Raw genomic sequence first — 25,448 nt, 5'->3', positions numbered from 1 at the left:
ATGATCGAAAGAAAAACAACCGCACCGGGATTTTTGTAACTGAAATGGATTTGAACCGATTGGATGTCATATTTTTCGATTCACGGGACCATGAGCTGATTCGGATTGTCAATTCCGTGTATGACGCGGATATCCGGCCGGGGTATGTCCGGAAACTCTACTACCGGTTTTTCCATCCCCTGGGCATCAAGGAACTGGCCGAATCCAAAGGACTTCATACGGCTTATGCCATTGTCAGCCTGCTGGAATCCATGGAAAGAGGGGGCATTGAAAACCGCCTGGCAGCACTCAGAGCATTGAAGGACGAGGTGCTCGACACGGCAGATGGTCCCATGCCCAAAAACACGGCCCGGGTCCTGTTGCAGATCATGAAAGAGCTGGTCCGGGCCAAAGGCAATGATGCCCGCCAGCTGGCCCTGGCCCATACCTTCCGGCTGGCTGCGTTCGGCAAACCCAGACTGGTCCGAAAACTGCTGGCCCATTACCATCTTTTGGAAATGCCGGAGGAATGGAACCAGGTCACGTTTGATGACCATGTCCACGATGCCAACACCTCGGGCCGAAAATCCCCCACCCATCTGATCATGGACGTCTGGATCAAAGGAATCCGGCGGCTGCGGGTCATCTATTACCACTATATCGAACCCCGATTTGCCCTGGAACTCATTGAAGCGGCAAAGATCATGGAGATCGACCTGCGCATCGGCATTGAATTCAAGACCCGGTACCGGGACCGGTATGTGTCATTCATCTGGGTGTCCCGGGGGCTGACCGACGCGGAATCCTTTCTGTGCTTTCTGGCGGAACCCCACGTGGTGCAGTTCATGGCCCAGGGCAAACAGGTGCTCAAATTCCAGGAAAAACAGGTGTTGAATCTGTTGCAACGCTTCAATGAGCAGCACCTCAAAGAGATGTGCCGGCACCTGGATATTGACCTGCCGCCTCTGTGCCCGGAGGATTTTTTAAATTTTGCCTTTCCCGGACAACCCTGTGTGCCCCATCTGGCGGAATTTATCCACGCCACGGCACTGGAGGCCATGAAAAAACGGGTGGCAGAACTGCATGAGATTTTTAATCAGGCCGATGAAACCAAACAGGCCCAGATCCGCACGCGGATGGAACAGATGGATCAATTCCATGTCAAGCAGATTCTGGATACCTATTTGATTCCCGGACAGCATCCCGATATCTTTGAATCCTTTATTACCGCGGATGACCCGGATCTGCCGGCCCGGTTGAAACTGACCCATATCCAGTTTCTTGAATCCATCGGCCAGCTGCTGTGTGACTTTCGCATCACCCTCAAGCTGGACAACCTGGCAGCGGAAGATGTGCTTGAAATCCTGTATGAATCCAAAGGCCTGGTCACCCGGCTTGAGATCATCAATCTGAAAAATTTTGTTTCCGGAAAAACCGATCATTTGTTTGCCGTCAATGAACTGCAAAAAGCCATCAACGGCAACAGTCTTCTGAAACTGAAACGCCAGGTCCGCCAGATCATTTCCCGGGTACAAAAAAGTGCCCCCCCGGATCACGGGGATCAGCTGGTTAAACTGTACCCGATTTTATATGATATCGATGCACTCAAAAACATGTATGCGTCTTATCCCCTTAAATCAAGGCTCGGCAGCGATTCCACGGGCAAATCTCACCAGACTTACGGCATGGGATTCGGCATCATAAACACCCTGCCTTTCCGGGCCCAAAAACAAATTCATACCCAAAAAAAAGACCGGTTGATTCTCCCGGCAAACATCAGCGTCAGCCAACAGATGACAGCCGTATCCACTGAAAAAATGCATCGATTTTTTCAGTGGATACTATCGGTTCTCCAGTGGCTGCCCGGCCTGGATCAGATCCGGTTTGTCAAAAAAAAAGAATGGGTTTTTGAATCCTTTTCCCTGGATATGAAAAAAAAAGGCAACGTGGTCACGTTGGGAGGCATGCAGAAACAAAACACCAACGGTCTTCTGCCGGAAGAAGATCTGTCCGGCATCCGGAAAACCTCTTTGTTCAGAATATGGAAAAACCTGAACACCAAATTGAAAAACAGTTTAAAAATCACCCTGGGGTTCATCCCGGCATTTGTCTGTTTTTTTCTTACCAAGGACTGGTGGTTTCTGGCCTGGTTCGGCGCGTTTATCTGGTTTGGAATTACCGGTTTCAGGGTTGTTCTGCAATCCGTTCTCGGGGGCGGGGGGCTCAAACGCTCGTCGCTGACCAAATGGAATAATTATGTGAGCTGGGACCGGCTCACAGACGCGCTTTTCTTTACCGGCTTTTCCGTGCCCCTGCTGGACTGGCTGGTCAAAACAACGCTTCTGGACAATACGTTGGGCATCAATACCCATACCAGCCCCCTGGCCCTGTATGCGGTCATGGGGCTGGTCAACGGACTGTACCTGTCCGCCCACAACGCCTTTCGCGGCCTTCCCAAAGGCATGGTCACGGGTAACTTTTTCAGAAGCATTCTGTCCATTCCCGTGGCACTGGCATTTAACACGGCCATCGGGGGGATCCTGTTTTTTTTCAATGTACCGGGAGTGGACGCGGTGCTGCAAAAATGGGCCGCCATTATTTCCAAGGCAGCATCAGACACGGTGGCCGGAGTGATTGAAGGAGCCGTGGACCGGTTCCAGAACCTCAACTTACGAAAACGGGATGTCAAAAAGAAATTCACGGACCTGTTCGACACCTATGCCAAACTGGAAATGCTGTTTCCGGAAACGGAAGAACTTAAAATTCTGGAAAAACCCGAAGCCCTGTTCGCAAGCCGGAATGCGGAAGTCAAGGATCTGGCCGTCATGGTCATCATTCATTCCCTGGATCTGTTTTATTTCTGGATGTACCAGCCCCGGGCCCGGATGACCATACTGGACATGGTCTCCCGGCTCACCCCGGAAGAAAGGACCATCTTTTTTCAGTCCCAGCACATCCTGGTCCATGAGCAGCATATCAGCCGGCTGTTTGTGGACGGAATTTTAGGCAGACATTTTTCACGGCCGCTGTCTTTTTATCTGACCACTTATCCCAAATATCTGGCATCCATTGAAAGAGAAGCCCATGCTTTTGTTGAGCCTTAAAAACAGAATTTACATGGTCAATGCCATTCTGGTGAGCATCACGGTCATCGGCGGGCTCTTGATGATCTGGTACACCTACAAGACGGAAAAAATTTTCCAGACCATTATCGACAAAAACATTGTGGTGTACCAGTCGGCGGAAAGCCTGGCTACCGCTTTAGTCAAACACAAGGGATTTGTATCCTACTATCTGCTGGACAAGAACCCGGCCTGGATCGACCGGCTGCATCAGATCCGGGATACGTTCACAAATCATATGGACAGCGTCAAATCTCTGGTGGAAGAAGACTGGGAAAAAGAGGCCATCGCCCAGATCGAATCCAAATATGTCGATTACATCACCACCAAAGACAGGGTCATTGACCTTTACATATCCGGAGAATTTCAGAAAGGCTATGCCATTCATGAAACCACCCGGGAAAATTTTGCCCAGATCCTGGACCTGTGTGAACAGTTCAAGACCTTTCATAAGAACAAAATTTCCGCGGCCATTGAAACCAGCCGGGAAGAATCCAACCGGTTGCGGTATATGGCACTCATGGCCATCATCATCGTCATTATTCTCTCACTTCTGATCAATTATATCTTTGCCCGGCATATTCTGGGTCCCATCCGGAAAATTGCGGAAGAAGCCTATAATCAAGGGGATTTTCCAAGGCCGGCCAATGAGGTGGCAGCCCTGGAACTGAGCGTTCACGGGCTGATCAAAAACACGGAACAGGTGCACCAGGATCTGAAAAAAAGTCAGGAAACCCTGTTGCAGTCGGAAAAAATGGCACTTTTGGGAAAACTGGCCGCCGGCACGGCCCACAGCATCCGGAATCCCCTGACATCCGTCAAGATGCGGTTGTTTTCCCTGAACCGGTCCTGCGAATTCACCGATGCCCAGCAGGAGGATTTCAATGTGATTTCAGGCGAAATTCAGCAGATCAACAAAATCGTGGACAATTTTCTGGAATTCTCCAGACCCCCCCGTCTCAAAACCCGGGACATGAGCCCGTCACTGATTGTTGACAGTGCCCTGAACCTTCTGGAGCAGCGGCTCCAATCCTATCGGGTATCGATCAAACTGGTCCGCAGTGTTCCGCTTTCTTCGACCCGCATCGATCCGGAACAGCTCAAGGAAGTGATTGTCAACATTATCATCAATGCGTGCGAAGCCATCAAACATGACGGCTGGATCATCATCAGCGAAGAGGAACGGTTTGTCCATCCCCTGGAAAAGGTGGCCATCATCCGGATCATGGATGACGGTCCGGGCATCCCCGATGACATTCAATCTGAGATATTTAACCCGTTTTTCACCACCAAGGACCACGGCACGGGCTTAGGACTCAGCATTTCCTACAACATCATCGCCGGACACGGCGGGTGGCTGGATGTCTCCAGCAAGGAAGGCCAGGGGGCCGCGTTTGTCATCACTTTGCCGATCCGGGATGCTTGAGATGTATGGTCGTTGGTTGCAATGCCCCTGAAGAAATTTCCCCCCGCAAGTTGAAACAATCATCGATTTTGCCAAAAATTTTAATGTCCGCTTGAGTTTCCGTGTCAATCCTGGTATGTATCATTTGAGCCCTTTCTATTTGATTTTATTTTGTTTTTCGCAAATCCACCATATATTAAACAGGCGGATGCAGCCGACGGACCGGCGTTTGCGCCTGAAACGCAAATCGTTAGCTGTCTATTACATTGAGAAACAGGAGTTGTCATGTTTAAAGTAAAGAAAATCGGTCCTGATCGCCTGGATATTGAATTAAGCGGCGAATTAAACACTGAAGAAATGAAAGTGGCATTAGACGAACTTTCCGACAAATCCCAAGACATTGAAAACGGAAAAATGCTTTATGAAATAATCGACTTTCACCTGCCATCCCTGGGTGCAATTGCGGTTGAGTTTTCTCGTTTTCCCGCCATGTTTGGTCTTATCAGAAAATTTGATCGGGCAGCAATTCTAACTGACAAAACCTGGTTGAAAAAAGCAAGCGAGTTTGAAGGGCATTTGATTCCAGGTCTTGAAATCAAAGCATTTGCCAGAGATCAAAAAGTAGAAGCAGAGGCCTGGCTTTCGAGTTAATTTATGACTTTTGAAAAAAAAACAGCTGACAAACGGATCTACCCGACAAAAAAAATTGTCTGCGCTAAATTGAAACGCAAAACTTAAAATTGAGGTGTGTCACGAATGACAGAAAAAAATAGATATGATTCATTCATTTTAGGCGTTTGCCTTGTCATTGGTCTGGGATTGCTCGGTTTTCTTCTCGGCAATGCGCTGATCCAATTTAAACAATCGGATCGCACGGTCACGGTAAAAGGGTTGTCTGAAAGAGAATATGAAGCAGACATTGTGATCTGGCCGATCCAGTTCACGACTGTGGGCAATGAGTTGGAAGATCTGTACAGTGCCATTGACCAAAGTGCCGAAAGCATTCAAACATTTTTGCAAAATGCCGGTATCAAACAGGAGGAAATCACAGTTTCCACCCCTGCGATTGTTGATAAATCAGCGCAGCAATATGGCAACGAATCAACGCTTTTATTTCGATATACGGCATCACAGTCAGTGACCGTGTATTCAGACAATATCAAGGCCGTCAGAACGGTCATGGGAAAATTATCAGAACTGGGTAAACAGGGAATTGTTCTGACGGGTGAAAACTATGAATCCCAGACAGAATATATTTTTACACGCTTAAACGACGTAAAACCGGACATGATTGAGGAAGCCACAAAAAAAGCCCGGGAAGTGGCTGAAAAGTTTGCGTTGGATTCCAAAAGCAAACTGGGAAAAATCAAATCCGCGTCCCAGGGCCAATTTTCGATCAGTCCGAGAGATAAAAACAACCCACATATTAAACAGATTCGGGTCGTATCAACGATTTCTTATTTTCTATCTGATTAGTCGGACAAGGAATAAACATGAATGAATATACATACTATCTGATTGAGAAAAAAGCACCGATTGCCTGGGTATACCTTAACCGGCCGGACAAAAAAAATGCCATGAACCCTCCGGCATGGGAAGAAGCTTCCGCTGTTTTCGAATCCCTGGGCAATGATCCGGATATTCGGGCAATTATTGTGGCAGGAAAAGGCGCCGGATTCTGTGCGGGCATCGATTTAATGAGCATGGTGGGTGAGATTCCGGAATTGATGGACCCGGCCCAGAAAGGGGGTGTTAAATGGCAGCTGCTGCAAAAAATTTACTCCCTTCAAGAGACCATTACCTGTATTGAAAGATGCAGAAAACCGGTGATTGCTGCGGTTCACGGACAATGTATCGGTGCGGGCCTTGATATGATTACTGCCTGTGATATCCGGCTGGGCTCAAAAGACGCTGTATTTTCATTAAGAGAAGCGGCAGTGGGATTTGTAGCCGATGTCGGCGTGCTCCAGAGACTGCCCCTTATTGTGGGCCAGGGCATCACCAGGGAACTTGCCTATACGGCAAAAAATATGACTGCGGATCGTGCAAAACAGGTGCTGCTCCTGAACGAAGTGTTTGAGGACCCGGCCGCTTTGATGACCGGCGCCGAGAAAATGGCCATGGAGATAGCAGGCTGTTCCCCCCTTGCTGTCCAGGCATCCAAAGAGGTGCTCAATCACGGTATCGCCAGGAGTGTAGATGACGGATTGAAATACGTGGCATCCATGAGCACCAACATTATCCCGTCCGATGACCTGTTTGAAGCGGTAGCGGCATTCACGGAAAAAAGAAAACCCAGGTTCACGGGAAAATGATCCATGGCATGATCAAATCCGCGTCTCAAGCCCAATTTTCAATTAGTCCGAGGGATAAAAACAACCCACATATCAAACAGATTCGGGTCGTATCAACGATTTCTTATTTTCTATCTGATTAGTCGGACTTCATTCCCATACCATTTGCCGAAAATGGCAGCGTTGCCAAATTCGGCAAATGCTGATTTATCCCGGCGCATCAGTGCCAGAGACGTTTCTGAAATGCAGAAACGATGCATACTGGGCATTCGCGTTTAGGGGACTTTCACCAGCCCTTTCAAGGGTGTACTTGTTTTCATTTTTTTGGTCATCACCCGCCTGCCCCTTTTTAATCCTGCCATAAAATCAGCATTTTTCTATCACCTTGTAAAAAAACCGACACTTCCCGAATAAATCTGTCCATAGGTCATGAACTGATAGCACCGGAAGTATTGCCGTTTAAAATTGGCAATGCTTTATCTGCCATGATGTATAAAATGTTGTTTTATAGATCAAACAATAGTACATATATGATGTATAAAACAAAGGATTATAAATCATGAAATCAAAAAAATGGAACTGGCAGCAAGACAATTGGCCCCTTTTCTCGTATGACACAAAAAGATTGGAGCCCCTGGAAAACGAATATTCCAAAGAATCCGGCATTTCTCTTGGTGTGTTGCGTCACCTTTCTAAAGAGGATCTGGAAGAATTCAGAATTGAAATCATCTGCAATGAGGCTTTGAAAACATCTGAGATAGAAGGCGAGATCTTAGACAGGGACAGCCTTCAATCGTCTATCTGCAAAGAGTTTGGTGTCGGTGAAAAATATCTGCATGGGAATATAAAACCAGAAGAAGCCGGCATCGCGATGATGATGAAAGATCTGTACACTAATTTCGATTCTCTTTTAACCAATGAAATTCTTTATTCCTGGCATGACAAATTATTGAACGGAAGAACAGATTTGGACAGGGGCAAGTACCGTACAAGCCACGATGATATGCGGGTAATATCCGGACGAATCGATAAACCCAAAATTCATTTTATTGCACCCCCGTCCTCTAAAGTCCCTGGAGAAATGGAGCAATTCATAGACTGGTTCAACAGAACCGCCCTAGGTGAAAAAGCAACGTTATCGCCAATAGTCAGAGCTGGTATAGCACATCTGTATTTTGTCACCATTCACCCTTTTGAAGATGGTAACGGCCGTATTGGCAGGGCTTTGGCCGAAAAGGCCCTGTCTCAAAGTTTGGGGAAACCGACACTGATCGCTTTATCTTCGACAATCAGTGATAAGAAAAAAGAGTATTATAATACGTTAGAACTTCAAAATAAAAGCACTCAGATCACGCCCTGGCTTTGTTACTTTGGTAAAACTATTATTGACGCACAAAAACAGACGATAAAACAGGTCGATTTTATAATAGCCAAGGCAAAATTCTTTCGTGCTTATAAAAACGCTTCTTAATCCAAGACAAACAAAGGCAGTATTACGGATTTTTCAAGAAGGCACTAAGGGGTTTTCCGGCGGATTCAGTGCAAGAAATTATATGTCAATTGTCAAAGCCCCGTCAGCAACCGCGACAAGAGATTTACAAGATTTGGTGAATAAAGAAATTTTTACAAAAACGGGAAAACTAAAAAGTACACGTTATCAGCTTAATCTTGCTCCTTTTTACCCTGCCTTATGATTTGAAGCACCCAAGAAAAAATAATTTCGATTTATGGATCGCAGAACAGACATCAACTGAATGGCAAAAAGTCAACCCTTTTCCCAAACATTATCATTTTCTCAGCAGCAGGCGCTGAATGATTTCTTCCAGAAAAATAAAAAAAAGCGTGCGTGATTTTTCGTAGGGCTTGAGATGTGCCGGCTGGGCCGTGCGGGAGAGCCAGAAGATGTTGTCGCACTGGTTGAACAGCTCCGTGTTGTATTCCTCAACAAGAATGACCACGGTGGCGCCGTTGCGTTTTGCCCCTTCATAGACCGGCTGAAAGGATTTAAAACGGCCCGTTTCCGTGAGGATCAGCAGCAGGGTGGTGTCATCCACCAGGTTGTTCAGGGTCACCTCGTCAGAGACGGCCATGGCAGGCTTGTCCGAGCAGTTGTGGAACCGGTACTCAAAATACCGGGCGCAGAGCAGCGAAGGGCCGTATCCGAAAAAGATGATTTTGCCGTGCCCGTCAATCAGGGTCAGCAGGTCATCGACCATGCCGTTGTCAAAGGTGTCGATAAAGGACTTAACCCGGCCCAGCTCATCCGATCCCGCGGCGGGAGGGATTTTTCTTCCATACAGAAAATCCAGGTACTGCCGGTAGCTGCTGAACCCCAGTTTCTTGACAAACTTGGATATTTTGGACCCGGAGCACTGACACAGTTCAGCCGCCTGGTTGATCCTTATCCCGGGCATGGTCCGGCTGTGCCGGATCATCTGTTTGTGGATCTTTTTTTCCAGCGGGTTCAATGTGCTTACGTCCAGATTAATCATCTTTATTCATCCCGTTTCCGTTAAACAATCGCAGACTGTAGCATGCTTTTGCCCCAGCGACAATGGAAAATTTTCCATTTTTTATTACTATTTGGCATTATAATGGAAAAATTTCCATTTTTTATTGACACATTGCCGCCATGCCTTTAGAATTCCCTCATACACCATAAAACAGGCAGGATCATACGATTCTGTCCCACACCATTCAGACTCAGGAGGTCCGCTTGTGGACAAAGAACAGATCATTCAAACGTTAGGCGAAATGCTTTCGCCCTCCCAGGTAAATACAGACAGTGAAGACCTGTATGATGCCTCGGCAGACCGGTACAAAAAATACGCCAAGGTCCGGCGGGTCCTGGATGTGCCCATGCCCGCGGCCATTGTGTACCCGAAAACGGCCGAAGAAGTCAGCCGGGTGCTGTCCTTTTGCAACCAGCACGGGGTCAACGTCATCCCCCGGGCCGGAAAAACGGCCACGGAAGGAGGACTGGAAAACTGGAAGGAAAACACCGTGGTCATCGATGCGCTGAATCTGGACAAGATACTGAATGTCGATGCTTATAACATGCAGGCCACGGCCCAGGCAGGCGTTCCCCTCCAGGTGCTGGAGGATGCGGCCCGGGAAAAAGGACTGACCACGGGGCACTCCCCCCAGTCCAAACCCGTGGCAAAGCTGGGCGGGCTGGTGTCCACCCGGAGCATCGGGCAGTTCTCCACCCTGTACGGGGGGATCGAAGACATGGTGGTGGGACTCGAGTGCGTGTTTCCGGACGGCCACATTGCCCGGATCAAGAACGTGGCCCGGCGGTCCGGCGGACCGGATATCCGGCATATTGCCATCGGCAACGAGGGCACCCTCTGCTACATCACGGAAGTGACAGTGAAGCTGTTCCGGTTCTATCCGGAAAACAACCGGTTTCACGGGTATCTGATCAAGGATATGGAAACCGGCATTCAGGTATTGCGGGAGGTGATGGTCAACGGGTTCCGGCCGTCCGTGGCCCGGGCGTATTCAGAAGAGGATGCGGCCCAGCACTTTTATCATTTCCATAAAAACAGATGCGTGCTTCTTTTCATGAGCGAAGGCCCCAAAGGCATTGTGGATGCGACCTGCGATGCCATTGAAGCGGCTGTGGAAAAATATAAAGACGGCATCATCGAACCTGTGGATTCAACGCTGATTGAAGACTGGTTCAACCACCTGAACTGGTCCCAGAAAGACATTGACGATGAAATGGAGGGAATGAAGGAAAATGATGCCCATTCCGGGTTCACCACGGAGATTTCCGCTGACTGGGAAACCATCCCCAAGATCTACAACCGCGTGATGCAGCGGATCCGGGAGGAATACCCCCGGGCCCATGACCTGACCATGCTGGGGGGTCACTCCTCCCACAGCTATATCAACGGCACCAACATGTACTTTGTCTATAACTACCGCATCCATTGCACCCCGGAAGACGAGATGCGGGTCTACCACCACCCGCTGCAGCGGATCATTGTTGAGGAGACCCTCAGGTTCGGGGGCTCCATGTGCCATCACCACGGGATCGGGAAATTCAGAAACGAATGGACCAGAGAGGAACACGGCTCTGCCTATTACATGCTGGAGAAACTCAAACAAAGCTTTGACCCCAACGGCATCATGAATTTCGGGACCATCTTTCCCCAGGCAGACGGGGAAAAATACCAGCAGTAAGCATGGATGCGAGACCTGACAACCGATGCCCATGAACCTCATCTGCGCCGTCAAGTTTGTGCCTGACCCGGAACGCTTCACGGCCGGATCCCGGGGACTGATCCTGAATCCGGACGACACCTGCGCCCTGGGGGTGGCTCTGGACGTGAAGTCCCGTGATCCCGGGGTCACGATCGAGGTGGTCACCCTGGGCCCCCTGTCGGTTCGCCCCCACATGGAGGACCTGCTGAGGCTTGCCGTGGACCGGGGCACGCTGATCTGGGACCCCGGGCTTGAGAACAGCGATGCTTTTGTGACCAGCCGGGTCCTTGCCAGGTATATTGCGGGCCGGGCCTGTGACTGTGTGCTCACGGGCAGCCATTCTCTGGATGGCGGATCTGCCCAGGTGCCCGCGCAGATCGCCGAAAGCCTGGGCCTGGATCAGATGCTGGGGGTCATCCGGATCGATCCAGACCGGTTCGACCGCACAAGGGCCGTGTTCCAGGCCGTGGATGAAACGGGCGTGACCACCTGGGAAATGGCCATGCCCGGTGTCCTGAGCCTGACCCGGGAAAGCGGATACAACCTGCCCTACCCTACATTAACCGACCTGCGCCGGGACGTGTCTGAAAAGCTGACGATTCTCACAAGCCGGGATCTGGGGTTTTCTGCAGACCAGGTGGGACGTGCCGGCGCCCGGACCCGTGTGGCTGGCTCAAGCCCTGTGACCTACGGGGAAAAAGACCCGAAGATCGTGGGCACGGATGACGACGGCATCACCCAGGTGGTTGATTTTCTGAAAAAAAAGGGGGTGTGCCGATGAAACAAACCTGCATATTACAGGACACGGAAACCCCAGAAAAAACCCCGGACCTGCTGGCGGCGGCAACTCTTATGTACGGCCGGGACGGGTTTAAATCCCATGTGGTCGTGGTGAACGCTTCGCCTGAAACATTCACGGACCGGTTTCACCATGTGATCCAGGTGGCCGAAGGTCTGGTGGCGGATAACGATCCCCGGGCCATCACAGAGATCCTGGAAACCCTGCACCAGACCCACGGGTTTGACAGCATCCTGATTCCGGCAACCACCCTGGGAAAGATGATCGCCCCGCGGCTGGCATGGCGGCTCAAAACCGGGCTGGCAAGCGGTGTGACAGACATCACCGTCCGGGAGGGCCGTGTTGAGATCACCCGGCCGGCCCGTTCCGGAACGATCCTTGAAACCATTCTTCCGAAGGGGCCGGGTCCTGTGATGATGACCATCCGGCCCCATGCGTTTGAACATCCCCCTGAAGAAACGGTGTCCACCCGGATCAGTCAGTATTCCCGGCCCGTGACCACCCGCAGCACCCTGACCCGACTGGGTGTTGAGCAAAACATCATCGAACCCCGGGATATCCGGGAGTACGAAGTGCTGGTGGCCGGGGGCGGCGGTGCGGCCCGCTGCTTTCCGGCACTGAAACCCCTGGCAGATGCCCTGAACGGGACTGTGGCCGCCAGCCGGAAACTGGTGGATCAGGGGATTGCCCGGCGAACCATCCAGGTGGGCCAGTCCGGAAAAACCGTTTCTCCGAAGGTGTACCTGGCTTTGGGCATTCACGGCAGCATGCAGCATCTGGCAGGCCTGCGGGGGGCGGTATCCATCATCGCCGTGAACACATCGCCCCACGCCCCCATCTGCCGGCTGTCGGATCTGGTCGTACAGGGGGATGCCTGTGAATTTATTGAAAAGCTCATGGACAAAATGATCCACCACCCACACAAAAACACATAAGGATTTTGGAACTGATATGGAACTGACGGATTTCAATATGGGCTTTTTTTCCCTGGCAGGAAAGAACGCCGTGGTCACGGGAGGCAACAGCGGACTGGGGCAGGCGTTTTCCGTTGCCCTGGCAAAAGGCGGCGCCAATGTGCTGGCCGCAAGCATCATGGCAGATGACGGCACCACCCGGCAGTGGGTGGAAGCATGCGGCACGGCCTATCATTATGTGAACGCCGACATCACATCCGAAGGCCAGTGCCGGCGGATCGTGGAAGAGTGTGTGGATGTCTTCGGCCGCATTGACATCCTGGTCAACTGCGCCGGGATCTGCATCAATGTGGAGGATGTCACTCAATATACCCGGAAGGAATGGGATCAGATGGTGGCCGTCAACCTGACGGCGGCGTTCGAGATGACCCATGAGGCGTGCAAGCCCATGATCCGGCAGGCCCGGGGAAAGATTGTCAACATCGCCTCCCTGTATTCGTTTCTGGGCGGGCAGTGGTCTCCGGCCTATGCCGCCACCAAACACGGGATTGTCGGGCTGACCAAATCCATGTGCGATGAACTGGCCCGGTTCAACATCCAGGTCAACGCCATTGCCCCGGGGTACTTTGCCACGGAACTCACGGCCAAAACCCGGAAAGACCCGAAACGCAATGCCGAGATCCTCGCCCACATCCCGGCCAGCCGGTGGGGGTGGACTGCGGATCTCATGGGGGCCTGCATTTTTCTGTGTTCAGATGCGGCCAATTATGTGAACGGCACCGTGCTGACCGTGGACGGCGGTTATCTGATGCGGTGATCATCTGAATGCGGTTGGTTTTAAAAAGGAGTCTTCATGAAAAAACAATATATTATTGCCATTGACGGCGGTACCCAGAGCACCAAGGTGGCCGTCTTTGATATCCGGGGCCATGAGATCTGTTCCGAATCGGTCCGGCTTCAGCCCATTCATTTCTACGGAAACTCCCGGGCCGAGCACCCGGACGATGACCTGTGGGAAAGCCTGAAAACCGCCTGCCGCCGACTTTTTGAAAAATTTGACGGGGACAGGCATCAGATCATGGGTGTGGGCCTGTGCTCGATCCGGTGCTGCCGGGCCCTGCTTCGGGCCGACGGCACCCTGGCATCCCCCGTGCAGAGCTGGATGGACCTGCGGCTTGCCGCCCCTTACCGCCACGAGGACGATGTCGTGCGCTATGTCACCACGGCCACGGGCTACCTGACCCACCGCCTCACCGGAGAAACCAGGGACACCCGGTCCAATTACGTAGGACCCTGGCCCATCGATCCCGACACCCTGGACTGGTTCGAGGACCAGGCGCAGTTCGACGCATATACCACCCCCCGGGAGATGCTCTTTGACCTGAAGGATCCGTCCAGCGTGCTGGGGACCATCACGGAAAAAGCCAGCCGGGCCACGGGCATTCCCGCGGGTATCCCCGTGGTGTCCACGGCCAATGACAAGGCCGTGGAAGGCCTGGGCGCGGGTCTGAAAGATGACGGCACCGTGCTGGTATCCCTTGGCACCTATATTACCTCCATGATGATGGGAACAAAATCCGGAACCGGTGCGGCCCATTACTGGAGCAACCCGGGGGCTGTTCCCGGTGAATACATGTATGAGAGCAGCGGCATCCGCAGGGGAATGGCCACGGTGCCCTGGGTCAAGGAACTCATGGGGTCTGACGTGGTCGAGGTGGCACACCGCATGGGGCTTTCCCCGGAAGCGTACCTGAATGCGGCCGGCGCCGACATCCCTGCCGGGTGTGACGGCCTGTACACCGTGCTCAACTGGCTGCCCGACCCTTCCCGTCTCCATGAGCGGGGCATGATGATCGGTTTCAACAGCACCCACCAAGGGATCCACATGTTCCGCTCCGTTTTGGAGGGCATTGCACTGACCATGAAAAACAACGCCCAGGCCATGTGTGATGAAATGGGCGTGGCACTGACTCAGATTATTGTCAGCGGGGGCGGGTCAAACGGAGAACTGTTCATGCAGATCTTTGCCGATGTCTTTGGCGTGCCGGCCCACAGGAACGTGGTCAACGGCTCCGCCAGCATGGGGGCGGCCATCTGCACCGCGCTGGCCTTAAAGATCTATGAAAACCGGCAGGAAGCCGTCGACCAGATGGTGCGCCGCAGGGATACGTTTACCCCCATCCGGGAGAATGTCGAACTTTACCGCCGGATCAATGAGGAGGTCTATCAGCAGATCGTACCGGAGACCGACGACCTGTTGAAACGGTCCCACGGGATTTTTCATCCGCACCCGGCATCATCCCCTCAGGAATCGGTAAGCGGGTAGTCAGATCTTCATTTAAATTCTTGACGTAATTTGCCGGCCGATGATATCTATGGGCCAACAATGACCTGCATTCATGAAGGAAATCCCATATGACCCCCCAGGACCTGACCCGGCTGCTGTCACAAGTGGCCAACGGCCGGACCACTGTCTCAGACGCTGAAAAACAGCTGTCCGATCTGACATTTGAATCCCTTGAATATGCCCGGATAGACCATCACCGCTCGTTGCGCAAAGGGTTTCCCGAAGTGATATTCGGCCTGGGCAAGACCCGGGAACAGATTGCCGGTATCCTGGAAAAAATGGTGCCCAAAGAAAACGTGATCCTGGTGACCCGCATCGATCCGACCACGGCAGACCCGCTTGTGGCCCATTTTCCCGATGCCGCGTATTTTCCGGATGCCCGGCTTTTGCGGATTCAGAAAACGGCGCCGGATATCACCGGAACCGGCAACATCCTGGTGATCACGGCCGGCACCTCGGATATTCCCGTGGCAGAAGAAGCGGCCCTGACGGCCCGGGCCATGGGCAACCGGGTGGACACCCTGTTTGACGTGGGCGTGGCCGGGATCCACCGGCTGTTCGCCCACAAAGAGATGATCCGGCAGGCCGGGGTGATCATTGTGGCGGCGGGCATGGAAGGGGCCCTGCCCTCCGTGGTGGCGGGCATGGTGGGAGCGCCGGTCATTGCCGTGCCCACCAGTATCGGGTACGGCACCAGCTTCGGGGGCATGACCGCGCTGTTGGGCATGCTCAATTCCTGTGCCTCCAATATTGCCGTGGTCAACATTGACAACGGGTTCGGGGCCGGGTACATGGCATCGAGCATCAACCATGTGGGCGTGGATAAAGACACCGCCCTGTGATAAAAAATACGTCTGATTTATTTTTTTGTTGACACGTCATAAATTTATATATAATGAATTAACTTTAAACAAAGTGAATATGACATGACACCCGAAATGACAAGCATACTACTGGTAGTCCTCATTATTATCGTGGAGGTGATTATTAACACCTCCAGACGAAGGGGCTCCTAGTGGCATAAACCAATTGACAAGTTAAAAGCCGTTATCAGCCCCGAGGGGGCAGATAACGGCTTTTTTGCTTTTAAGGAGAGACATATGCGCAGCCACATTGCAACCAAAGGGGTGGAAAGAGCCCCCCACCGGAGCCTGATGAAGGCCTTAGGCTACACGGACAGAGAGATCCGCCAGCCGTTGATCGGCATTGCCAATGCCGCCAATGAACTCATTCCCGGGCACATGCACCTGGATACCCTGGTGGCGGCCGTCAAATCCGGCATCTCCATGGCCGGGGGCACTCCCATGGAATTTTCCACCATCGGGGTGTGTGACGGCATTGCCATGAACCACAAAGGCATGCACTATTCCCTGGCCTCCCGGGAACTGATCGCCGACTCCATCGAGGTGACGGCCACTGCCCACCCGTTTGATGCCATTGTCATGGTGCCCAACTGTGACAAAATCGTGCCCGGCATGCTCATGGCGGCGGCCCGGCTCAATATTCCGGCCATTTTTCTCAGCGGCGGCCCCATGCTGGCCGGACTGGATCCCAAAGACCAGACAAAAAAAATCGATCTGGTGTCCGTGTTCGAGGCCGTGGGCGCAGTCCGGGGCGGCCGCATGACCGAGGCGGACCTGGCTGCCGTGGAAGAGTGCGCCTGCCCCACCTGCGGGTCCTGCGCCGGCATGTTCACGGCCAATTCCATGAACTGCCTCACCGAAGCCTTAGGCATGGCTTTGCCCGGCAACGGCACCATCCCGGCCCCCATGTCCCGGCGCATCCGCCTGGCCAAGGAAACGGGCATCCAGATCATGGCGCTGCTGGAACAGGGGATCACCCCGGATAAAATCATGACCCAACAGGCATTCATGAACGCGCTGACCGTGGACATGGCTTTGGGCTGTTCCACCAACACGGTGCTGCATCTGACCGCCATTGCCCATGAGGCAAGCGTTCCCCTGGAACTGTCTGTGATCAACCAGGTCAGTGAAAAAACCCCGCATATCTGCTCCTTGAGCCCGGGCGGTCCCGACCATATCCAGGATCTGGACCGGGCCGGCGGCATTCCTGCGGTGATGAAAACCCTGGCCGCACATTCTCTGCTGGACACCGGTTGCCTCACAGCCACGGGAAAAAACCTGGCAGACAACCTTTCTTCCGTGGAGATCAAGGACGGGGCCGTGATCCGGCCTGTCAGTGATCCCTATCATGTCCAGGGCGGTCTGGCTGTTTTGTTCGGAAACCTGGCCCCGGACGGGTGTGTGGTCAAGCAGTCCGCTGTGGTGGAAGAGATGATGACACACCAGGGCCCGGCCCGGGTGTTTGACACGGAAGAAGCCGCCACAGAGGCCATTCTGGGCGGGAAAATCAATGCCGGAGATGTGGTGGTGATCCGGTATGAAGGCCCTGCCGGGGGGCCTGGCATGCGGGAAATGCTCACCCCGACCTCGGCCATTGCCGGCATGGGCTTAGGGGCGGCCTGTGCCTTGATCACGGACGGCCGGTTTTCCGGCGGCACCAAAGGGGCCTGCATCGGTCATGTGTCCCCGGAAGCAGCGAACGGCGGCCCCATTGCCATGATCAATGAAAACGACATCATCCGCATCGATATCCCGACCAAAACCATTGAACTGATGGTACCCGAAGATGAGATCCGGGAACGGCAGGCCCGATGGGTCAAACCCGAACCCAAAATCAAAACAGGCTACATGGCCCGGTATGCCCGGCAGGTATCATCCGCGGCCCAGGGAGCCATTATTGAATAACCCCATTGACCCCCCAAATGATGAAAGTTCAGCAGTGAAATATCAGCTTAACACTTAAAACTTAACACTTAAAACTTCAATACGTAACACTTTCATATAGAATGACACAGGAGAACACAATGAAACTGACAGGGGCACAAATCCTGGTAAAAATGATCAAAGCCCAGGGAGTTGACACCATATTCGGATATCCCGGCGGTGCCACCATTGATATCCATGATGAAATCGTCCGGCATGATGACCTGCGCCATATCCTGGTCCGCCATGAACAGGGTGCGGTTCACGCGGCCGACGCCTATTCCCGGGCCCACCAGACCACAGGGGTGGCCCTGGTGACTTCCGGCCCGGGGGCCACCAACACGGTCACGGGCCTGGCATCGGCCCATGCCGACTCCATACCCATGGTGGTGTTCTGCGGCCAGGTGCCCACGGGGCTCATCGGCAATGACGCGTTCCAGGAAGTGGACATCGTGGGCATCACCCGGCCCTGCACCAAACACAACTACCTGGTCAAAGACCCGGACAAACTGGCCGCCACTATCCAGGAAGCTTTTTTCATCGCCCGGTCCGGCCGTCCCGGCCCAGTGCTGGTGGATCTGCCCAAGGATATTCTCCAGGCCAAAATCGAGTTCACCATGCCGGATGAACCCAACCTCAGATCCTATAAACCCAATTACAAACCCAACAAAAAACAGATCCACAAGGTGGTGGAGATGATCCAGGCGGCCCGGCGGCCCGTGGTATTTGCCGGCGGCGGGGTGATCCTGTCCCGGGCATCGGAACAGATCACCCGGCTGGCCAAAATGGCACAGATCCCCGTGACCACCTCTTTGATGGGGCTGGGGGCGTTTCCGGGCACGGATCCTTTGTGGCTGGGCATGCTGGGCATGCACGGCACATTCCGGGCCAACATGAGCATCGGACACTCGGATCTGATCATTGCCGTGGGGGTCCGGTTCGATGACCGGGTCACGGGAAATATCAGCAAGTTTGCGCCCCATGCAGATATCATTCAGATCGATATCGACCCCACCTCCATTCACAAAAACATCGAGGTTCAGTGCCCCATTGTGGGGGACTGTAAAACCACGCTGGAACATATTCTTGCGCTCATGGAAAAACAAGATACCAAAGACCTGGCCGTGGACCGGGATGTCTGGCTGGCACAGATCGACCAGTGGAAGCAGACCATGCCCTTGAAATACGAACAGAAAACCGATGTGATCAAACCTCAGTTTGTGGTGGAAAAGCTGTGGGAAATTACCCAGGGTCAGGCCATCATTACCACGGAAGTGGGACAGAACCAGATGTGGGCGGCCCAGTATTATCACTTTGACCGGCCCAACCATTTCATCACTTCCGGCGGATTAGGGGTCATGGGATTTGGTCTGCCGGCCGCCATCGGCGCCAAAGCGGCCTGCCCGGACAAACTGGTGGTGGATGTGGCCGGGGACGGGTCCATCCAGATGAACATCCAGGAGCTGATGACGGCCGTGGAAAACTGCCTGGATGTCAAGGTCGTGATTCTTAACAACCGGTTTTTAGGCATGGTGCGCCAGTGGCAGGAGCTGTTCTACAACAAAGCCTATGCCTGCACCAACATTGAAAACGCGCCTGATTTTGTCAAACTGGCCGACGCATACGGGGCCACGGGGTTCCGGTGCACAGACCCGGCCTGTGTGGAAGAAACCCTGAAAAAAGGACTGGACACGCACGGCACCGTGATCATGGATTTTGTGGTGGAAAGAGAAGAGTCCGTCTACCCCATGGTGCCGGCCGGTGGTGCCATCACAGATATGCTTCTGGTATAAAAAATGATACACACAGTAAAGGAAACACCAATGGAAACCAGCAGATATTTATTGTCGATTCTTGTGGACAATGAACCCGGGGTCCTGTCCCGGATCGCCGGTCTGTTTTCCGGCCGAGGGTTCAACATCGACTCTTTGAGCGTGGCCACCACGGATGACCCCGTGGTCTCCAGAATCACCATGGCCACCACCTGTGACGCCCAGACCATCGAGCAGATCAAAAAACAGCTGCACAAGCTCATCAACGTGATTACGGTGACCGATCTCACGGAAAAAAAATATGTGGAACGGCAGCTGGCCCTGGTCAAGGTGCATGCCAATCCGGAAAAGCGGGCGGAGATTCTGCGCATCGTGGACATTTTCCGGTGCCGGGTGGTGGATGTGGGCCATGCCCACTACACCATCGAGATTTCCGGTGACAGCGGCAAGCACGAGGCATTTTTGTCTTTGGTCAAACCCATGGGAATCGTTGAAATCGCCAGTACCGGGGCCATTGCCCTGGCCAGAGAGATGGGGAAATAACAATGGAAAAAGTCCAATTATACGACACCACGTTAAGAGACGGCATGCAGGGGGAAAATCTCTTTTTTTCTCCGGAAGACAAGGTGAAAATCGCCAAACGGCTGGATGATGCCGGTATTCACTACATTGAAGGCGGATGGCCCGGTTCCAACCCCGGGGCGGCCCATTTCTTTGAACTGGCCAAAAAAATTGCATTCAAACAGGCCAAAGTAGCGGCGTTCGGTGCCACAAGGCGGCCGGGCATCTCATGTGACAAAGATGGCAACCTGGCGGCCCTGATTGACTCGGGTGCGCCCGTGATCACGATTTTCGGCAAATCCTGGGACCTGCACGTCAATGAAATCATGGACAACTCCCTGGAAGAAAACTTGAAAATGATCAGAGAAAGTGTGGCGTATCTGCTGGATCAGGGCAGAGAGGTGATGTATGATGCCGAGCATTTTTTCGACGGGTACAAAGCCAACCCCTCATATGCGCTGGATACGCTGGAAGCGGCCCTGGACGGCGGCACTCGGACCCTGGTGCTGTGTGACACCAACGGCGGATCTTTGCCCTGTGAAATCGAGGAGATCATCCGCTCGGTCATGGAACACTTCAAAGACCGGCCCGGCATCTGCTATGGCATCCACACCCATAATGACTGCGCCATGGCCGTGGCCAATGCGGTCAATGCCGTGCACGTAGGCGCCACCCTGGTTCAGGGCACCATCAACGGGTATGGGGAACGGTGCGGCAATGCGGACTTGACTGCCATCATCCCGATTCTGGCCGTGAAAATGAAAAAAGACTGCATGTCTGAAGACAACTTAAAAAAACTGTTGAACCTGTCCCGGTTTGTGTCGGAAACCGCCAATATGCCGCCGGTCAATTCCCGGCCCTTTGTGGGAAAAAGCGCATTTGCCCACAAAGGCGGGGTCCATGTGTCGGCCATCATGAAAAACCCCAAAGCCTATGAACACATGGACCCGGTAAAGGTGGGCAATGTCCGCCGGGTCCTGGTATCGGAACAGTCGGGAAAAAGCAATATTATTTACAAGGCGGAAGAACTGGGCGTGGATTTAGGGGATGATGCCGTCAAACAGCGCCAGATTGTGGCTTCCATCAAGGATCTGGAAGATGACGGATTCGAGTTTGACGCAGCGGAAGGCTCGCTTAAACTGATCATGGAAAAGCTGACGGAACAGTACAAAAGCTATTTTGACCTGGAATCCTTCCGGGTGGTGGTGGAAAAAGACAAGGAAAAACCCTGTTATTCCCATGCCATGATCAAAATAAGGGTGGGCAAAACCACGGAAATCACCTCAGCTGAAGGAGACGGCCCCGTGTCCGCCCTGGACAACGCGTTGAGAAAAGCATTGTCCGCCATGTATCCCCAGATCAATGACATGCATCTGGTGGACTTCAAGGTCCGGGTGATCGACGGGTCCGACGGCACGGACGCCAAGGTCCGGGTGCTCATCGAATCCCGGGACACGGATAATATTTTCTCCACCATCGGAGTGTCTGAAGATATTATCGAAGCCTCCTGGCAGGCCCTGTCCGACAGTTTCCAGTACAAACTGTCTTTAGAACATCAGACCCCATCGTAACCAGTCAGAATTTTGGTCATTTTTTATTATTTTATTTTCACCCATATAAGGACAGCATCATGAACGATCAGAAACACATTATTATCTTTGACACCACCCTGCGGGACGGGGAACAATCCCCGGGAGCCAGCATGAACCAGGCGGAAAAACTGCGCATTGCCACCCAGCTGGAACTGCTGGGGGTGGACGTGATCGAGGCCGGGTTTCCTGCGGCATCGGACGGGGATTTCGAAGCGGTCAAAAAGATCGCTGAAAGCCTGAAAAAAGCCCAGGTGGCGGCCCTGTGCCGGGCCAATGAAGCAGATATCCGCCGGGGATGGGATGCCGTCAAAGATGCGGTCAATCCCCGGATCCACACCTTTATCGCCACCTCGGAACTGCACATGAAATACAAACTCCAGATGGAGCCGGCCGATGTGCTGAAAAAGGCCGTGGAATCCGTGAAACTGGCAGCCTCTTTTACCTCCAACGTGGAATTTTCCGCTGAAGACGGGTCCCGGTCTGACCCGGATTTTCTGTGCACGGTCTTTGAATCCGTCATCGATGCCGGGGCCACCACCATCAACCTGCCGGATACCGTGGGATATGCCGTGCCCGAAGAATTCGGAAAACTGGTGGCATATGTGATTGAAAACACCGCCAACATCGACCAGGCCGTTTTGTCGGTGCACTGCCACAATGATCTGGGCCTGGCCACGGCCAACACCCTGGCCGCCATCCAGAACGGGGCCCGCCAGGTGGAGGTGACCATCAACGGCCTCGGGGAACGGGCCGGCAACACTTCCATGGAAGAAGTGGTGATGTCTTTGAAAACAAGGCCTAATTTTTTCACCCATACCACTAATATCGACACCACAAGAATTTATCCCACCAGCCGCCTGGTGAGCATGATCACCGGAATCCTGATCCAGCCCAACCGGGCCATTGTGGGGGCCAACGCCTTTGCCCACGAAGCCGGTATTCACCAGGACGGGGTGTTGAAAAATCCCATGACCTACGAAATCATGAAACCGGAAACCGTGGGTATTTCCAAAAACAACCTGGTGTTAGGCAAACATTCCGGCCGGCACGCCCTGGCAGCCCATGTACGATCCATGGGATACGATTTGTCGGATGAAGAGATCAATATCGTGTTTCAGAAATTCAAAAACCTGGCAGACCGCAAAAAACAGATCCTGGACGAAGACATCGAGGCGTTGATCAATGAAGGGGTGTTGCGGACCTCAGAGGTCTTCAGTCTGGAATATATCCATGTGCTGTCCGGATCCACCGTGTTTCCCACAGCGTCAGTACAGCTCAAGATCCACGGCCGCCTGGTGCAGGGCGCCTTGGAAGGTACGGGTCCCATCGATGCGGTCTACAACATCATATCCAAACTGACCCACACCAAGTCCGAGCTGCTGCGGTTCACCATTTCCGCTTTGACCGAGGGCACGGACGCCCAGGGGGAAGTGACGGTCCGGCTCAAGGAAGACGGGGTCGTGGCATTGGGCAAAGGGGCGGATCCGGATATTATCACGGCATCGGCTCTGGCCTATCTCAACGGCCTCAACCGACTGGAATACCTTAAAGCCAATCCCCCCAAGGAGGAAGCCGTATTATAGCCCCCGGCCCGGTATTTGCCGGCTGATTATTTACCAAAGATGGCCGTAAAGCCCCTGCCTTCAGACATGGGGATATAAGGCCATGCCCTTCGGCGAGAAAAATAAGTTGACACATTGTAATTTGTATGTTATATGAAAGTTATGAGTATAACCTACAAAACAAACAATAACATATGTTATTCGTGCAAGTATCATGTGGTTTGGTGCCCCAAATACCGCAAAAAGATTTTAAAAGACAATATTGAAAAAAGGCTTAAACAAATCGTTAAAGATGTTTGCAATGAAAAACAGTCGGATTTAATTGAAATAGAATGTGATAAAGACCATATTCATATTTTGGTTGAAGTTGATCCCCAATACGGTATTCATAGACTGATAAAACAAATAAAGGGAGTAAGCTCAAAAACATTGAGAGAAGAATTCCCTATTTTGAAGAAAACGCTGCCCACTCTTTGGACAAATAGCTATTTTGTTTCAACGGTTGGGGGAGCGCCAATCAGCGTGATTAAACAGTACATTGAAAACCAAAAAACAAGATATGAAGACATAAAATCCAAAGGGTGGAAGAATAATGGAAGAACTTGAGTTTAATCCATTTGCTGAAAAATTAAATGTGGGACTTGCAATCCAGGAAATCGGCCCAAATAAAGAAATAAAATTGATGTTCGACAAAAAGTGCCAGTTCATGATTTCTTCAAAAAAAGGCGATTATTTCCCTGCAGACCAAGGGGCATTAGAAACATGGGACTACGAAACCAGTTTAACGCTTAAAAAAGAAGATTGCGGTGACTGGGATTGGCCAAAATATGCAGCAGAGGATATGATTTCTGAAATTGTTGATCAAATGAAAAGGAATGGATTGAGACTGCTTTAATGAGAAAGACTTTCCAATACAAGCTATACCAGGCAAAGCGCAATAAACATCTGCACCAGCAGATTGATATTGCTGCCGGGATCTATAACCACTGCATTGCTTTGCATAAGCGGTATTATCGGCTGTATGGAAAGTCTTTAAATAAATATCAGCTACAGAAACATATCACTGGTCTGAAGAAACAGGAGAAATTCAAAGCCTGGAACCAGGTTGGTTCCCAGGCGATACAGGATATAACAGATCGAATAGATCGTGCGTATAAGCTGTTTTTTGATTCGTTGAAATCGGAGAGGAAGGTTGCCCCGCCCGGGTTCAGGAAACGGGTAAAATACAAATCTTTTACACTGAAACAAGCTGGATATAAACTCCTTGGTGGGAACAAGGTGAAGATAGGTAAAAGGATATATCGATTTCATCATTCCCGGAATCTTGAGGGGATGGTGAAAACTCTAACGGTTAAACGGGATCCCTTGGGGGATTTGTATTTGTTTTTTTCATGTGACATCAAGGATCAAACCATAGACAGAATCATGACAGGTAAAAGTGCAGGTTTTGATTTTGGTTTGAAAACATTTTTGATGCCGAGTAATGAAACAGATCCTATTCAATCCCCACTCTTTTTTAAGCAGGGGATCAAAGCCGTAAAAAAAGCAAATAATGTTTTGTCCCGTAAAAAGAAGGGGTCAAATCATCGTAAACAGGCCAGGAAACATCTGGCCCGTGTCCATCGAACCATTGCCAACAAGCGAAAGGATTTTCATTTTAAGACGGCAAAGGCCCTGGTGAGTGAGTATGACCTGCTTTGTTTTGAAGATTTAAATATAAAAGCAATGCAACTGCTATGGGGTCGGAAAGTGTCTGATCTGGGCTTGTTCAGCTTTTTAAGAACAGTAGAGCACTACTGCCGGCAGGAAGGATCTGAACTGGTCTTTGTGGATCGATTTTTTCCGTCCAGTAAGATGTGCAGTTCATGTGGCCATATCAATAAAGAATTGGCATTAAAGGACCGGTCATGGGTATGTTCTGAATGCAGAACAGATCACGACCGGGACAAAAACGCCGCAATGAATATACACAGAGAAGGGGCATCTTCTCTTGGATTAGGGGACGTAAGACCTGCTTTGCAGGCAGTCCCTGCTTGAACCCAGAATCCCCCTGATTTATCTGTGGGGAGTATGTCAATGGCCCGGTATTTGCATTTGTCCCGG

22 protein-coding genes are annotated in these 25,448 nt (G+C 52.0%); 21 read left to right on the top strand and 1 reads right to left on the bottom strand.

Annotation, left to right across the window (positions count from 1 at the left end):
* Nucleotides 1-44: 44 nt before the first annotated feature.
* The 7 genes from DPO_RS06460 (at nucleotide 45) to DPO_RS25795 (ending at nucleotide 8,494) form a co-directional block, all read left to right on the top strand.
* Entirely contained in the window at nucleotides 45-3,083 is a 3,039-nt protein-coding gene (locus DPO_RS06460) for a hypothetical protein (protein WP_006964952.1), read from the top strand.
* Nucleotides 3,064-4,527 carry an ATP-binding protein gene (locus tag DPO_RS06455; protein WP_006964951.1) on the top strand — a complete coding sequence of 488 codons (1,464 nt, stop codon included), beginning with the start codon at nucleotides 3,064-3,066 and terminating at the stop codon, nucleotides 4,525-4,527. Before DPO_RS06460 ends, DPO_RS06455 begins: the two co-directional genes overlap by 20 nt.
* A 264-nt stretch (nucleotides 4,528-4,791) precedes the next feature.
* Nucleotides 4,792-5,157, top strand: a complete 366-nt coding sequence (locus DPO_RS06450; RefSeq protein WP_006964950.1) for a SpoIIAA family protein — start codon at nucleotides 4,792-4,794, stop codon at nucleotides 5,155-5,157.
* A gap of 105 nt (nucleotides 5,158-5,262) precedes the next feature.
* On the top strand, nucleotides 5,263-5,982 hold the full coding sequence (locus tag DPO_RS06445) for an SIMPL domain-containing protein (protein ID WP_006964949.1): 720 nt from the start codon (nucleotides 5,263-5,265) through the stop codon (nucleotides 5,980-5,982).
* Between the two features lie 17 nt (nucleotides 5,983-5,999).
* Entirely contained in the window at nucleotides 6,000-6,821 is an 822-nt protein-coding gene (locus tag DPO_RS06440; protein ID WP_006964948.1) for a crotonase/enoyl-CoA hydratase family protein, read from the top strand.
* A 538-nt stretch (nucleotides 6,822-7,359) separates the two neighbouring features.
* Nucleotides 7,360-8,271, top strand: coding sequence for a Fic family protein (locus tag DPO_RS06435; protein ID WP_006964947.1), 912 nt, complete (start codon nucleotides 7,360-7,362; stop codon nucleotides 8,269-8,271).
* Nucleotides 8,249-8,494 carry a hypothetical protein gene (locus tag DPO_RS25795; protein ID WP_201765606.1) on the top strand — a complete coding sequence of 82 codons (246 nt, stop codon included), beginning with the start codon at nucleotides 8,249-8,251 and terminating at the stop codon, nucleotides 8,492-8,494. The genes DPO_RS06435 and DPO_RS25795 overlap by 23 nt, the downstream gene beginning before the upstream one ends.
* Before the next feature lie 93 nt (nucleotides 8,495-8,587).
* On the opposite strand, the gene DPO_RS06430 is transcribed toward DPO_RS25795, so the two are convergent.
* Nucleotides 8,588-9,292: a MurR/RpiR family transcriptional regulator gene (locus DPO_RS06430; protein ID WP_006964946.1), complete on the bottom strand. Its 705-nt coding sequence runs from the start codon at nucleotides 9,290-9,292 to the stop codon at nucleotides 8,588-8,590.
* Nucleotides 9,293-9,518: 226 nt separating this feature from the next.
* On the opposite strand from DPO_RS06430, the gene DPO_RS06425 reads away from it, so the two are divergent.
* From DPO_RS06425 to DPO_RS06360, 14 genes are all read left to right on the top strand, one after another.
* Nucleotides 9,519-10,991 carry an FAD-binding oxidoreductase gene (locus tag DPO_RS06425; RefSeq protein ID WP_006964945.1) on the top strand — a complete coding sequence of 491 codons (1,473 nt, stop codon included), beginning with the start codon at nucleotides 9,519-9,521 and terminating at the stop codon, nucleotides 10,989-10,991.
* Between the two features lie 31 nt (nucleotides 10,992-11,022).
* Nucleotides 11,023-11,793, top strand: a complete 771-nt coding sequence (locus DPO_RS06420; protein ID WP_040011674.1) for an electron transfer flavoprotein subunit beta/FixA family protein — start codon at nucleotides 11,023-11,025, stop codon at nucleotides 11,791-11,793.
* Nucleotides 11,790-12,746, top strand: coding sequence for an electron transfer flavoprotein subunit alpha/FixB family protein (locus DPO_RS06415; RefSeq protein ID WP_006964943.1), 957 nt, complete (start codon nucleotides 11,790-11,792; stop codon nucleotides 12,744-12,746). The genes DPO_RS06420 and DPO_RS06415 overlap by 4 nt, the downstream gene beginning before the upstream one ends.
* A gap of 16 nt (nucleotides 12,747-12,762) precedes the next feature.
* Complete coding sequence (locus tag DPO_RS06410; RefSeq protein WP_006964942.1) at nucleotides 12,763-13,542, top strand: SDR family oxidoreductase; 780 nt, start codon at nucleotides 12,763-12,765, stop codon at nucleotides 13,540-13,542.
* Between the two features lie 36 nt (nucleotides 13,543-13,578).
* Complete coding sequence (locus DPO_RS06405; protein WP_006964941.1) at nucleotides 13,579-15,051, top strand: FGGY-family carbohydrate kinase; 1,473 nt, start codon at nucleotides 13,579-13,581, stop codon at nucleotides 15,049-15,051.
* An 89-nt stretch (nucleotides 15,052-15,140) separates the two neighbouring features.
* The gene (gene larB / locus DPO_RS06400; RefSeq protein WP_006964940.1) at nucleotides 15,141-15,914 is read left to right on the top strand and encodes a nickel pincer cofactor biosynthesis protein LarB; all 774 of its coding nucleotides are present in this window, start codon (nucleotides 15,141-15,143) and stop codon (nucleotides 15,912-15,914) included.
* A 258-nt stretch (nucleotides 15,915-16,172) separates the two neighbouring features.
* Entirely contained in the window at nucleotides 16,173-17,840 is a 1,668-nt protein-coding gene (ilvD, locus tag DPO_RS06395) for a dihydroxy-acid dehydratase (protein ID WP_006964939.1), read from the top strand.
* Between the two features lie 119 nt (nucleotides 17,841-17,959).
* Nucleotides 17,960-19,651 carry a biosynthetic-type acetolactate synthase large subunit gene (gene ilvB / locus DPO_RS06390; RefSeq protein ID WP_006964938.1) on the top strand — a complete coding sequence of 564 codons (1,692 nt, stop codon included), beginning with the start codon at nucleotides 17,960-17,962 and terminating at the stop codon, nucleotides 19,649-19,651.
* A 30-nt stretch (nucleotides 19,652-19,681) separates the two neighbouring features.
* Nucleotides 19,682-20,173, top strand: coding sequence for an acetolactate synthase small subunit (ilvN, locus tag DPO_RS06385; protein ID WP_006964937.1), 492 nt, complete (start codon nucleotides 19,682-19,684; stop codon nucleotides 20,171-20,173).
* 2 nt (nucleotides 20,174-20,175) lie between these two features.
* Nucleotides 20,176-21,762 carry a citramalate synthase gene (gene cimA, locus DPO_RS06380; RefSeq protein WP_006964936.1) on the top strand — a complete coding sequence of 529 codons (1,587 nt, stop codon included), beginning with the start codon at nucleotides 20,176-20,178 and terminating at the stop codon, nucleotides 21,760-21,762.
* 59 nt (nucleotides 21,763-21,821) lie between these two features.
* Nucleotides 21,822-23,366, top strand: a complete 1,545-nt coding sequence (locus tag DPO_RS06375) for a 2-isopropylmalate synthase (protein WP_006964935.1) — start codon at nucleotides 21,822-21,824, stop codon at nucleotides 23,364-23,366.
* Between the two features lie 141 nt (nucleotides 23,367-23,507).
* Nucleotides 23,508-23,951, top strand: coding sequence for an IS200/IS605 family transposase (gene tnpA / locus DPO_RS06370; RefSeq protein WP_006964934.1), 444 nt, complete (start codon nucleotides 23,508-23,510; stop codon nucleotides 23,949-23,951).
* A complete protein-coding gene (locus tag DPO_RS06365; protein WP_006964933.1) occupies nucleotides 23,938-24,240 on the top strand; it encodes a hypothetical protein in 303 nt (100 codons plus the stop codon). Before tnpA ends, DPO_RS06365 begins: the two co-directional genes overlap by 14 nt.
* Entirely contained in the window at nucleotides 24,240-25,382 is a 1,143-nt protein-coding gene (locus DPO_RS06360) for an RNA-guided endonuclease InsQ/TnpB family protein (RefSeq protein ID WP_006964932.1), read from the top strand. The genes DPO_RS06365 and DPO_RS06360 overlap by 1 nt, the downstream gene beginning before the upstream one ends.
* Nucleotides 25,383-25,448: the final 66 nt, after the last annotated feature.

The organism is Desulfotignum phosphitoxidans DSM 13687 (genome assembly GCF_000350545.1).
GTDB lineage: Bacteria > Desulfobacterota > Desulfobacteria > Desulfobacterales > Desulfobacteraceae > Desulfotignum > Desulfotignum phosphitoxidans.
The sequence above is the reverse complement of the archived record's forward strand: the minus strand, read 5'-3'. Positions and strand labels throughout refer to the sequence as shown.